Raw genomic sequence first — 11,583 nt, 5'->3', positions numbered from 1 at the left:
CTGTCAGTTGAATATGTTTGTCCGAATTCGCAGATTATCTACCAGCGGATGCCTAATAGGATGGCAGCATGCCTTCCACGTTGCTGTGGAAAACGCCAATCCAGTCAGGAGTCCCCATGTTCCAACGCCTCACCCCTGCCGCCAGCGCCACGCGCCGCCTGGCCGCCTTTTCCATGCCGCTGCTGTTCGCGCTGCTGAGCGCTGCCGCCGGCGCAGCACCCCAGGTGGGCGTCAGCCCCTGGGGTCCCAAGGATGAGATCGGCCGCCTCAACCTCATTACCCCAGCCTCGCGCGCGGCCATCATGGCGCGGGTTTCCGGCACGCAGGCCTACGACCTGGCGGTGGACTATTTCATCGGCATGCCGAGCTGGCAGGCCGCCGGCGATCCGCCGTACCAGATGTGGATGACCCATACCCCGCACGGCAACCTGGTGGCAGACTCCATGCAGGTGGGCGAGGCGATGAACCGGCATGTCAGCTACAGCGGCTCGGCGGTTTCCATGTACGCGCACATGGGCACCCATATCGATGCGCTGAACCACTTTGGCCTGAACGGCAAGATCTGGAACGGATACTCCGCCGCCGAGCACCTGGGCGATCGCGGCTGGAAAGTGACCGGCGCGGAGAAGCTGCCGCCGATCGTCGCCCGCGGCGTGCTGATCGACGTGGCCGCGGCCAAGGGGCTGGACATGCTGCCTGACAATTACCGCGTGACCCGGCAGGACCTGCGCGAGGCGCTGGACAAGCAGGGCGTGGGGCTACAGCAGGGCGACGTGGTGCTGATCCGCACCGGGCGCATGCAGCACTATGAAAACGCCCAGGCCTATATGGCCAACCCGCCGGGCCTGGGCCTGGATGCGGCCAGGTTCCTGGTCGAGGAAGGGGGCGCCATGGTGGTGGGGGCCGATAACCTGAGCTTCGAGACGTTCCCGGCGGAGGTGCCCGACAATTACATCCCGGTACACACCTATCTGCTGGCACAGCAGGGCGCACCGATCATCGAGCTGGTGAACCTGGAGGCGTTGTCGCGAGACCGCGTCTACCAGTTCGCCTTTATCGGCGCCTCATTGAAGTTCCGCGGGGCCGACGCCGCACCGATCCGCCCGGTCGCCTTGCCGATCCGCTAGCCGGAGCGGCTGCGCTGCGCGGCGGCCACGACAGACTCCGGCGGCGGGACGGGTGCCGAACGAGTATGCTACCTATTGTCACGAGCCGGAGAGATCAAGATGGACAACGAGCATGAGGTAGCCACGCTGGGTGGTGGTTGTTTTTGGTGCCTGGAAGCGGTGTACCAGCAAGTCAAGGGCGTACGGGCCGTGGAGTCGGGCTATACCGGCGGCCACGTGAACCATCCGACTTACGAGCAGGTGTGCGGCGGCGACACCGGGCACGCCGAAGTGGTGCGCGTGACCTTCGATCCCACGGTGATCAAGTTCCGCGAGATCCTCGAGATCTTCTTTGCCATCCACGATCCCACCACCCTCAACCGGCAAGGCAACGATGTCGGCACGCAGTATCGCTCGGTGATCTTCACCAACACGGAGCCGCAGCGCGCCATGGCCGAGTATGTGATGCGAGAGGTGGCGGAGCACAAGCTCTACGATGCGCCGCTGGTGACGCAGGTCGAGCCCACGCAACCTTACTGGCGCGCGGAGGAGAGCCATCAGAACTACTTCCAGAACCACCCGAACCAGGGCTATTGCTCGTTCGTGATTTCACCCAAGCTGGCCAAGTTCCGGCAGAAGTTCGCGCATCACCTGAATCGTTGACGCGCCGGGCCTGCGCTCAGCTCGCTTCCAACTGCTCGGCAATGGCCTCGGCCAGCCGTACGCAAGTCAACGGCGCGGAGCCTTCCGCCTTGTTGCTGACGATCACGTAGGCGGGCTGGCCCGCGCGCAGCGTGCGCACCACCTGCTCGGCGATCACCGCGCGGGTATGCGGGTCTTCGTCGATCAGCCGGTCAAACGGCGCGTAGCGGGATTCGGCCTGCTCGTAGGCAAAGCCCGCATGCAGCATCCACCGCAGCACCAGGGGGCCTGGTGCACCCTCATCCATCAATGCCTGTGCGGGCAATTGTCGTTCGGCCGGCGGCATGCGTTCGCGCGCGGACAGGCAGAAGCGCACGCCGCGTGCGCGCAGCAGCTTGATGAAGCGCGGCGTGAGCAAGGCGGCATCGCGCAGTTCCACCGCGTAGCGGGCATCGGGCGTGGCGGCGGCGTCGAGCGGCGGCAGGGCGCCGAGGAAGGCGTCGAGCCTCGACAGGAAGCCGGCACTGTCGGCGGCCATCGCGCCTAGCGGGGAGAGCTGGAACAGCAGCGGCCCGCATTTGGCGCCAAGGCCCGCAGTGGCAGGCGCGACAAAATCGCGCGCGGCGATCTCGGCATCGAGGAAGCTGGCGTTGGCCAGCCGGCCGGCGCCTTCGGAGGTGCGCAGCCACGGATCGCACACGCTGGCGGGCGCCTTGACCAGGAAGCGGAAATGCGCCGGCACCTGGGCGGCGTAGGCAACGTAGTCGGCAAGCGGGATCGGCGCGTAGAACCCGCGATCGATGCCGGCGGCGCGCAGCAAGGGATGCTGCGAATAGGCGGCCAGGCCTTTGCGCGAGAGCAGGCTGTCGGTGTACTCGCCCTGGTAGACCAGCCCGTTCCAGCCGCCATAGGACCATGACGATGTGCCGAGATGCAGCCCGGCCGGCAGGCGTTGCGCCAGCGCGAGCAGGGCGGGGTCCGGGGCGGCGCCAGTACGGTCTTGCCGCGCGACGGCTTGGTGGCAGCGGCTTCGGTCGGGGTGGCTCCGGCAAGCGGTGCGGCATTGCCGGCAGCGGCCACCCCTGGCGGCTCCAGCAAGCCGCCGAACAGGTCTTCAGTCAAGCCGATTTTCAGTCAAGCGATTTGTCGTAGATGTAGCGGCGCGACCAGGGCAAGCTCTGCGACGAGAGTCCGGCCTTGTGGCAAACCACCTGGTAGATCGACATCTGGTCGGTATCGAAGGCATGGCCGCAGCCTGCCAGGTAGACGCGCCAGATGCGGTATTTCTTTTCGCCCACCATGGCGCGGATGGTATCACCCTGCGCTTCGAAGTTGTCCGCCCAATGCTGCAGCGTGCGCCGGTAGTGACCGCGCATCAGCTCCACATCGGTGGCCTCCAGGCCGCCGCGTTGCAGGGTGTTGAGCACCATGCCGATGTGCGGCAGCTCGCCCTGCGGGAACACGTATCGATCCATGAACTCGGAGCCGTCCATGGGCGTGGCGCCGCTGTCGGGGTCCGGCGATGTGATGCCGTGGTTCATGGCAAAGCCATCATCGGCCAGCAGCTCGCGCATGCGGCCGAAATAGGCGGCGAGGTTGTTCTTGCCGACGTGCTCGAACATGCCGACGCTGGTGATGCGGTCGAAGGTGCCGGCGGTGTCGCGGTAATCCTGCAGGCGGATCTCGATGCGGTCGGACAGGCCCGCCTGCCTGACGCGTTCCGTCGCCAGGTCGAACTGGTTCTGCGACAGCGTGATGCCGACGCAGCGCGCGCCGAACTTCTGCGCCGCACGGATCACCAGCGCGCCCCAGCCGCAGCCGATGTCGAGCAAGGTCTGTCCGGGCTGCAGCCGGATCTTGGTCAGGATGTGGTCGATCTTCTTGCGCTGGGCCGTGGCAAGGTCTTCATTGCCATGCTCGAAGTAGGCGCAGGAGTACACCATGCCCGGGTCCAGCCAGAGCCGGTAGAACTCGTTGGATACGTCGTAGTGATACTGGATCGAGGCCTTGTCCGCTGCCTTGGTGTGGGCGAAATGCTGGGCCACGCGTGCCAGTGCGCCGCCGGCTTGCGCGCTGGCGGCAGCCGAGAAGCGGTAAGCCACGGCGATGATATCGCTGAGCTTGCCGTCCAGGTCGATCTTCTCCTGGACATAGGCCTCGCCGAGGTTGTCCAGGCTGGGCGTGAGCAACAGGGGCAGGGCGCCCGCCTCGCGTACGGTCAGGGTCACCGAAGGATGTTCGAAACGGCCGAGCGGATACTCGTTGCCGTTCCATAGCCGCAACCTCACGGGGAGATTGGCGCGGTCGCGCAGATCGGCGATCCAGTGGTCCAGTTGCTTGTCCAGTGCTTGCTTGAAAAACATGCGGCCTCCCTCCTGATGGTTGCGGCACACTCCTCGAACTACAGCACAGGGCAGGCGGGGCCTGCTCCTGATGGCCGCTTCCTTGCAAGACTGGAAAGCGACCCTGACTTACTTTACGACAATTCCTAATATTGTGCAGTGCGCGGCCTCGGCGGCCGGCGGCACCGCGCTCACGGTACTCAGGGCGACAGGCGCACGATCTGCCAGCTGCCATCCGGCGCCAGGCGGTAGGCGATCCGGTCGTGCAGGCGCGACGGGCGTCCCTGCCAGAACTCGATGCGGGTCGGCACCAGCCGGTAGCCGCCCCAGTGCGCCGGGCGCGGCGGGTTATCGCCGAACTTGGCGCGGAAATCCGCTTCGCGCTGCTCCAGCACCGTGCGGTCCGCTACCTCGCGGCTCTGCTCCGAGGCCCACGCCCCGAGGCGCGAGCCCAGCGGGCGCGACGCATAGTAAGCATCGCTCTCGCTATCGGTCACTTTTTCAACGTGTCCTTCCACGCGTATCTGGCGCTCCAGCTGCACCCAGTGGAACAGCAGCGCCGCGCGCGGGTTGGCGGCAAGGTCCAGGCCCTTGCGGCTTTCATAGTTGGTGAAAAACGTAAAGCCCTGGGCGTCCATGCCCTTTAGCAGCACGATGCGTGCCGAAGGCTGGCCGTCGGCGTCGACGGTGGCCAGCGTCATGGCATTGGGTTCCGGGAGCTTGGCGTGGATGGCTTCATCGAACCAGCGCTGGAACTGGCTGATGGGATCGGACGCCACATCGGATTCGGACAGCGATCCGAGTACGTAGGTGCGGCGGAGGTCGGCGAGTTGGGTCATGTCGGATCAGGTATCGAGTCAGCAGGCCGCGCGCGGGGCAAGCATGCATGGCGCCGGCGGCCTGTCTGATTTGAGTATAGCGAAAGCGCAGCAGACCGCATTTGCGCGCACGCAACTCATGCGCGATGCCGTGGGCGCCTCAGGCCGGCGGCTGGGGCAGCTTGCGGGTCTGGCCGCGCGAGTAATAGCCGGCCACGCCCATTGCCCCTGCCATAGACAGGAAAATCGGCAGCATGCCAAGCGCCGTGCCGACCACGCCAAAGGTCAGCGGCCACACCACCTGGCTGGTATTGAGCACGGCCGAGCGCAATCCCAGCGCCTCGCCGGCGCGCCCGGTGGGCGAGGCCGTGTGCAGGATGTTCATGACATTGGGCTGGGCGCTGCCGAGCGCCAGGCCCAGCAGGAACGCCAGGCAGCACATCAGCCAGAATTCGGTCACGAAGGGGTAGAGCAGGTAGGCCACCGCCCCGACCAGCAGCGCGACCCGGATCACCTTCCACTCCGAGAGCCGGCGCGAGACCAGCGGCATCGCCACGCGGATGGCGAAGGTGGCAATGGCAAAGGCGCCCAGCACCCAGCCGATCGACGACGGCGAGAGTCCGACCCGGGTGCCCTGGATGGGAATGAGGAAGGCGTGCAGGTCCCAGGCCGCCGACAGGACCGCGCTGGCGATAAAGACCGCGCGCAGTTCCGGGTGGGCAAGCAAACCGAGGGTGGAGTTGCGGGTGCCGTCCACGATCGCGCTGCGCGCCGCCCGCCCGCCCTGCGCCGGCAGCCGCCCGCGCACGAAATGCAGGCCGATCAGCCCGGCCGCGGCCACCGCCACCAGCACGAAGAAAGCAGGCCGGTAGCCAGCGTGCTCGATCACATAGCCCATCACCACCGGGCCCAGCGTGCCGGAGAACGACAATCCCAGCGCGTGCAGCGTGTAGTTGCGCAGCCGCGTGCCATCGGTGGAAATCTGTCCGATCAGCAGTTGCATGGCGACCTGCACCAGCATGAAGCCGACGCCGATCAGCGCACAGGAAAGATAGAGCGCCGCGATGCCCGGCCACACCGCCGGCAGCAGCGTGCCCGCGACTACCATCAGCGAGCCCGCGGTCATCGGCTTGCGCGGCCCGATCTCGTCGATGCGCTTGCCCGCATGGATCGCGAGCAGCATCGGCAGCAGCGCATAGAGCGACATCAGGATGCCGAGCGTGACGGTCGAGGCTTTGAGCGAGAGGGCGAACAGCGAAACCACGACGCGGCTGGCATTGAAGGCTACGTGATTGCACACCGTTAGCGCGATCAGGCAGCTGATCGGCGGGACGGTGGCGTGTAGCGGCGTCATGCAGGGGCGGGGGCTGGAAGGGAAAATCGGGAAAAACAAGTGCGGCCGAGACCGCACCCTGAGAAGGACGCCAGCCTCGAAATGCATCGGAGCCGGACATCCGCTTCATGCCACGTATTGAAAACTTCGTTGTAAATGGCTGTTTAATTATGCGATCGAACGTGGGCGATACACAACGATGGCTTGCGTTGCAATGCACCAAAGTGTTGCGAAATTGCGTCGTCGAAAGGATCAGTGTCGCAAACAGGCAACGCCGCGGGTTGCTGCCGGGCTGGCGCGGTGGTGTTCAGCCGTCTTTTCAGCCGCCCTGATAGAGCGAGCTGCCCGGCGCCGGCCGCTCGGGTGTGGCGGGGCGCGACGGTTCAGCGGGCTTGACCGGCGCCGCGGCCGCAGGCGCGGATTGCGCGTCGGGCGACGGTGCGGGGCCGGCCGCCTGGTTGGTCTTGCCGGTCTTCGGGTCGCGGTAGGTCTGCCCGGGCGGCGGGGCGGTCGGGCGCGTGCGAATCTCCGCCAGCAGCTTGCCGCACTGGCTGTCGGGGGCCGTGGAGAGATCGATCAAGGGCAAGACTGCCGTGGCCACCGGCGCTGCCAGCGCCAGTGCCACCACGCCGCCGGTGCGCAATGCCAGCACGCCGATGTCCGGGCTGACCGAGGGTTTTTTCAGCGTGCCGCCTACATAAAGCGGCGAGCGCAGCGAGAAGATGCGCAGGCCCTTGGAATCCGGCCGTACGGTGAGCGCAAGCCGCTCGCTGGCAAGGTCGATGGCGCCGCTGGTGTCGATCACGGCGTCGTGGGTATCGATGACGAAGACGCGCGAGCGCGCCACGCCTTTGGTGAAGCTGAAGTCGCTGACGCCGCAATTGATCTGCACCGGCTTGTCGCCGAACAGCTTGGAGATCACCACGCTGCCCACATTCAGGCCCATCGCCTCCAGCAGGAACTTGCTGACCGTGCCGTTTTCCACCAGCAGCTTGGCTTCGCCATTGGACGAGCCTAGCAAGGCCGCCACCGAGTTGCCGGTGGCGCTCAGCTTGGCACTGCCGTTGACCTCGCCGACGCTGGCGCGCATCGTCTCGAATTTCGGGAACAGCTGATTGAGCTTGAGGTGGCGTGCCTTCATGTCGATGGTCGCCGCCAGCGGCTCGCGCTTGCCATTGAGCTGCAGGGAAGACATCAGGTTGCCGCCGGCCACGCCAAAATTCAGCGGGTCCAGCGTCAGCACGCCATCCTCGAGCTTGAGATGGGTGACGAGGTCGGTGATCGGCAGGTCGACGGTACGGATGATGCGCTTGCCGGTGAACTTCACGTCGGCGTCGATGCTGTCCCAGCGCTCGGTGCGGAACGGCGCCACCGGCAGCGCCTTGTCGGCGGGCTGGCGCACTGTGCTGTCGGGGGCCGCCTGCCCGGGCTTGGCGTTCGCACCAATCAGCGGGGCCAGGTCCTCGAAGCGCAGCTGGTTCGATTCCAGTTCGCCCGACAGCATGGGGCGCGGCTGGCGCTGCGTGTAGGTGAGCGAGCCGTTCAGGTCGCTGCCGCCGACGCGCCCGGAAAACTTGTCGTAGCGGTACACGGACGCGCCCTTGCGCAATGTGGCAACGAGCCGGCCACGGGTCTCGTAGGGCGGGGTGCTCGGCAGCACGATGCCGGTCAGTGCGTACAGCTTGGCCATACTGTCGCCCGACAGCTGCAGGTGCATGTCCAGCGCGCCCAGGTGGGCGGGGTTGGTCAGCGTGCCTTCCACGACCGCGCGGGTATTGCCCACCCGCACATCGGCCTGCAGGGGAAGGGATCCTGGGTGTCGCGCAGGCTCAACACCGTGCCGGCCTTGCCGGTGGCGTTGATGGTGGCCTGGTTGTAGCGTCCCGTGGCCTTCCAGCGGATGCCATAGCGCTGGCCGGCGTTGCCGGCGGCGCTTGTGCCGCCGGGCTGGCCGGCCGCGCTGGCCGGGCCCGATGCGCCCGCGCCGGCCGAGCCGGATGCCGGCGGCGCGATCAGGGCGCCGTCGCGGGTCTTGTCATAGAGGGCGGCGTCGCCGATGGTGTCCAGGCGCGCCTGCAGCTCAATCTTCATTGCTTGGTCGTTCAGCGCCAGGTCCCCGCGCGCCAGCGAGATCTCGCCGATGTCGAGCCGCCACTGCGAGGGCGCTTTGCCCGCGGGCGTGGCGAAGGTCCAGTTGTTGCGCTGGTCGGCCAGCCGCTCCAGCCAGACCGCGGGGCTGTCGACGGTGATGGTGGGGATCGAGATCTGGTGGGAGAGGAGGGGTAGCGGGCGCAGCACGAAGATCAGCTCGCGCACGGTGGCAAAGTTGGCCTCGTGTGCCCATTCCGGGTTGCCGATGGTGATATCCCGCGCCGAAAGGCGCGGCCAGGGAACCCAGGTGTGCCAGCCGGTCTCGCCCTCGGCGCTGCGCCAGGTCAGGGTGAGGTCGCCGTTCACGGCGAAAGGCCGGCCGATGGCGTCGGTAACCCGTTGGTTCAGCCATGGCTTGAGCCGGCTCCAGTCGAAGGTCAGAATGATCACGACCAGCGCCGCGATGAGCACCAGCGGCGTCAGTACACTCCAGAGAACAGCCTTGCGGCGCAGGGGCATGGGATCGGTTTCCTGATTGGCGCCGGCAGCCGCGAGCTCTCTGCGAGACAATGCGGCGGTCGAACCACTGCTGTGGGTATTGTATAGTTGCGCGCCCCGTTTCCCTGTCGGCGCTTGGCTGACAAGGTGCGGCAACGCGCGCTTTTCCCCGCAGTGTCCTCCAATTCAGCCAGCTTCGAGCGTAGAAATGAGCAACCTCGTCCCCGCAACTTCCACCCAGCCGGAACCGGAGCTGGCGCAACTGCCGCCGGCCCTTACCCACGAGAGCCCGGAGGATGACGACTACCACCGGCGCTTCGGTGGCGTGGCGCGCCTGTATGGCGCGGCGGGCCTGGCGCGGCTGGAGGCGGCCAGCGTTTGCGTGGTCGGCATCGGCGGGGTGGGCAGCTGGGCGGCCGAGGCGCTGGCGCGCAATGCGGTCGGCCGTGTCACGCTGATCGATCTCGACCATATCGCGGTATCCAACACCAACCGCCAGATCCACGCGCTGGGCGATGCCTATGGCCGCGCCAAGGTGCAGGCCATGGCGGAGCGCATGGTGCAGATCAACCCGCGCTGCCGGGTGACGGAGGTGGACGATTTCGTGACCCCGGAGAACCTGGTCGAACTGCTCGACGGGCACGACTACATCATCGATGCGATCGACTCGGTCAAGGTCAAGATCGCCATGCTGGGCTGGGCGCGCCGCGTAGGCCGGCGCATCATCACCTGCGGCGGCGCCGGCGGCCAGCTTGACCCGACCCGCATCCGCGTGGTCGATTTTTCCCGCACCGTGCAGGATCCGCTGCTGGCCAAGGTGCGCTCTACCCTGCGCAAGGACTGGGGCTGGCCGCGCAACCCCAAGCGCAAGTTCGGCATCGACGCGGTCTTCTCCGACGAGCCGCTGCGCTATCCGGAGCCCGAGCAGCAGTCCTGCGAGATCGACGAGGCCCCGGAAGCCGCGCCAGGCGCGTCGACCGAGCCGCCGGCCGGCCCGCAGGGGCTGGCCTGCGCCGGCTTTGGCTCGTCGGTGGCGGTCACCGCGGTGTTCGGGATGGTGGCGGCGTCAAGCGTGCTGGCCGCGCTCACGGCGCCGGACGCCATCCCCACACCGGAATGAGCGCCCGGGCACATCGCTATCGCTACGCCGCGAGCGTGGCGAGCAGGGCGTCCACAGCGGCGTCGTTCGGCGCCGTATTGTCGAAGTAGGTCAACTCGGGGTGCTGTGCCGGCTCGGGCATGAAGCGTCGGGTGCGGTAGTCGTCCCAGTGCGCCAGCTTGTAGGCATCGTTGGGATTGGCGCGCTTGACGATGCGCGCGCGGGCCTCGTCTTCGGGCAGGTGCACCCACAGGGTGCGCACGATGGTGCCGGCGGACACGCGCAGCCATTCGGGATCGTGCAGCAGGTGGTCGCGCACCTCGCGCGATAGCGGGCCCACCACGATCACGCTGATGCCCAGGGCGAGGTTTTCCCGCGCGGTATCCAGCAGGCCATGGTATTCGGCGTTGCGCAGGTGCTTGAGGTAGGTCGGGCTGTCGCGGTCGTTCGGGTCGCCGGTCAGCGCGCCCATTGCCGCGGCGCTGTAGCCGCCATAGAGCGTGTCCTTGTCGAGCAGGCAGAACGGCTCGCCGGTGGCCTGCATCAGCGGGCCGATCAGGCGGTGGGCCAGGGTGGTCTTGCCGGTGCCGGCATGGCCGCAGAAGAAGAGCAGTCGGGGCATGGGAAGCCAGGGATCAGCCTGGTGCAATGAAAGAGCCAGCCTTGAGCATACCCTGCGAGCGCCGGCAGCCCTGGCGGCGCCCCGCTTTGTTCTGGATCAGGCCGCGCCGCCGCGGATTCGGTATCCTTGCGGTTTGCCTGATTTTGTCCCCCTATATGACCGATTCCTCTTCTCCGAGCACCGCCACACTGGCCCCTGACCTGCTGTTGGGCGAGCCGGTCACCGATGCGACCCACGCCGAGTTCGTACAGTTGCTGGACGCTGCCACGCGCGCCGACGACGCTGGCTTCCTGGCGGCCCTGGACGAATGGATCGACCATACCCGCCATCATTTCGGCCAGGAGCAAGCGTGGATGGAGGCGATGGCCTTCGGTCCGCAGCATTGCCATCGCGGCGAGCACGAGCAGGTGCTGGCGGTGGCCGGCGCGGTGCGCGACAAGGTGGCCGAGGGCGACCTGGCGCTGGGCCGGCGGCTCTTGTCGGAGCTGCCCGGCTGGTTCGACCAGCACGTGAAGGCGATGGACGCGATGATGGTCAACCACATGCGCGAAAACGGCTTCAGCCTGATCGAGGCGCCGGCGGAGCAGGCGGCCTAGATGGCGTCGGCGGCAGCCCGGTCCAGCACGACAAAGTGCTTGCGCACCGGCTCGATCACCTCGAACAGGCCGGTGAAGCCGGCCGGGATCACGCAGGCGTCGCCGGGGCCGAACTCACGGGCGTTGCCCGCGTCGTCGCTGATACGCAGGCGGCCGCTGATGACATGGAAGAACTCCTCCTTGCCGGCCGGAAACGCAATGCGCCACGCGCCCGGCTCGCAGGCCCAGATGCCGCAATCGAAGTCGCCCTGGCTGGCGCTGTAGTGCGTCCAGGTGGTGCGGTCCGGGTTGCCGGCGACCAGCCGGTCGGGGTGCGGACGGTCGTGGCTGGGCAGCGGTTCGTGGTCGGTCTGGAAGTCGATCAGGCGGGGCGGGGAGGCAGTCACGGCGGAACGGGGAGTTGGCTGGGCGGATAAAACGGCGGGCCTGGCCCGCC

The 11,583-nt window shown here is 67.1% G+C and carries 9 protein-coding genes and 2 pseudogenes; 4 read left to right on the top strand and 7 right to left on the bottom strand.

The window, feature by feature from the left end; translation table 11 throughout:
* Nucleotides 1-173: 173 nt before the first annotated feature.
* Nucleotides 174-1,127, top strand: a complete 954-nt coding sequence (locus OMK73_RS22335) for a cyclase family protein (protein WP_267606469.1) — start codon at nucleotides 174-176, stop codon at nucleotides 1,125-1,127.
* 99 nt (nucleotides 1,128-1,226) lie between these two features.
* A complete protein-coding gene (gene msrA, locus OMK73_RS22330) occupies nucleotides 1,227-1,769 on the top strand; it encodes a peptide-methionine (S)-S-oxide reductase MsrA (protein ID WP_267603974.1) in 543 nt (180 codons plus the stop codon).
* A 16-nt stretch (nucleotides 1,770-1,785) separates the two neighbouring features.
* Here msrA and OMK73_RS22325 read toward each other — a convergent pair.
* From OMK73_RS22325 to OMK73_RS22305, 5 genes and pseudogenes are all read right to left on the bottom strand, one after another.
* Nucleotides 1,786-2,870 (bottom strand): annotated as a pseudogene (locus OMK73_RS22325) (DUF72 domain-containing protein).
* Between the two features lie 8 nt (nucleotides 2,871-2,878).
* A complete protein-coding gene (locus OMK73_RS22320; RefSeq protein WP_267603973.1) occupies nucleotides 2,879-4,111 on the bottom strand; it encodes an SAM-dependent methyltransferase in 1,233 nt (410 codons plus the stop codon).
* 179 nt (nucleotides 4,112-4,290) lie between these two features.
* Entirely contained in the window at nucleotides 4,291-4,929 is a 639-nt protein-coding gene (gene pdxH, locus OMK73_RS22315) for a pyridoxamine 5'-phosphate oxidase (protein ID WP_267603972.1), read from the bottom strand.
* A gap of 139 nt (nucleotides 4,930-5,068) precedes the next feature.
* Nucleotides 5,069-6,262 (bottom strand): MFS transporter, encoded by a 1,194-nt coding sequence (locus OMK73_RS22310; protein ID WP_267603971.1) that lies wholly within the window; start codon nucleotides 6,260-6,262, stop codon nucleotides 5,069-5,071.
* 298 nt (nucleotides 6,263-6,560) lie between these two features.
* Nucleotides 6,561-8,851 (bottom strand): annotated as a pseudogene (locus OMK73_RS22305) (AsmA family protein).
* A gap of 187 nt (nucleotides 8,852-9,038) precedes the next feature.
* Here OMK73_RS22305 and tcdA point away from each other — a divergent pair.
* Complete coding sequence (gene tcdA, locus OMK73_RS22300) at nucleotides 9,039-9,950, top strand: tRNA cyclic N6-threonylcarbamoyladenosine(37) synthase TcdA (protein WP_267603970.1); 912 nt, start codon at nucleotides 9,039-9,041, stop codon at nucleotides 9,948-9,950.
* 22 nt (nucleotides 9,951-9,972) lie between these two features.
* Here the strand turns inward: tcdA and OMK73_RS22295 are convergent, their stop codons facing one another.
* Nucleotides 9,973-10,551 (bottom strand): AAA family ATPase, encoded by a 579-nt coding sequence (locus OMK73_RS22295; protein WP_267603969.1) that lies wholly within the window; start codon nucleotides 10,549-10,551, stop codon nucleotides 9,973-9,975.
* A 155-nt stretch (nucleotides 10,552-10,706) separates the two neighbouring features.
* Between OMK73_RS22295 and OMK73_RS22290 the strand changes: the two genes are divergently transcribed.
* Nucleotides 10,707-11,147, top strand: coding sequence for a bacteriohemerythrin (locus OMK73_RS22290; RefSeq protein WP_267603968.1), 441 nt, complete (start codon nucleotides 10,707-10,709; stop codon nucleotides 11,145-11,147).
* Here the strand turns inward: OMK73_RS22290 and OMK73_RS22285 are convergent.
* A complete protein-coding gene (locus OMK73_RS22285; RefSeq protein ID WP_267603967.1) occupies nucleotides 11,144-11,533 on the bottom strand; it encodes a cupin domain-containing protein in 390 nt (129 codons plus the stop codon). The two genes, OMK73_RS22290 and OMK73_RS22285, sit on opposite strands and share 4 nt — an antisense overlap.
* Between the last annotated feature and the right edge of the window lie 50 nt (nucleotides 11,534-11,583).

This window comes from Cupriavidus sp. D39 (assembly GCF_026627925.1).
Classification (GTDB): domain Bacteria; phylum Pseudomonadota; class Gammaproteobacteria; order Burkholderiales; family Burkholderiaceae; genus Cupriavidus; species Cupriavidus ulmosensis.
This window is presented reverse-complemented; position numbering and strand designations above follow the sequence as displayed.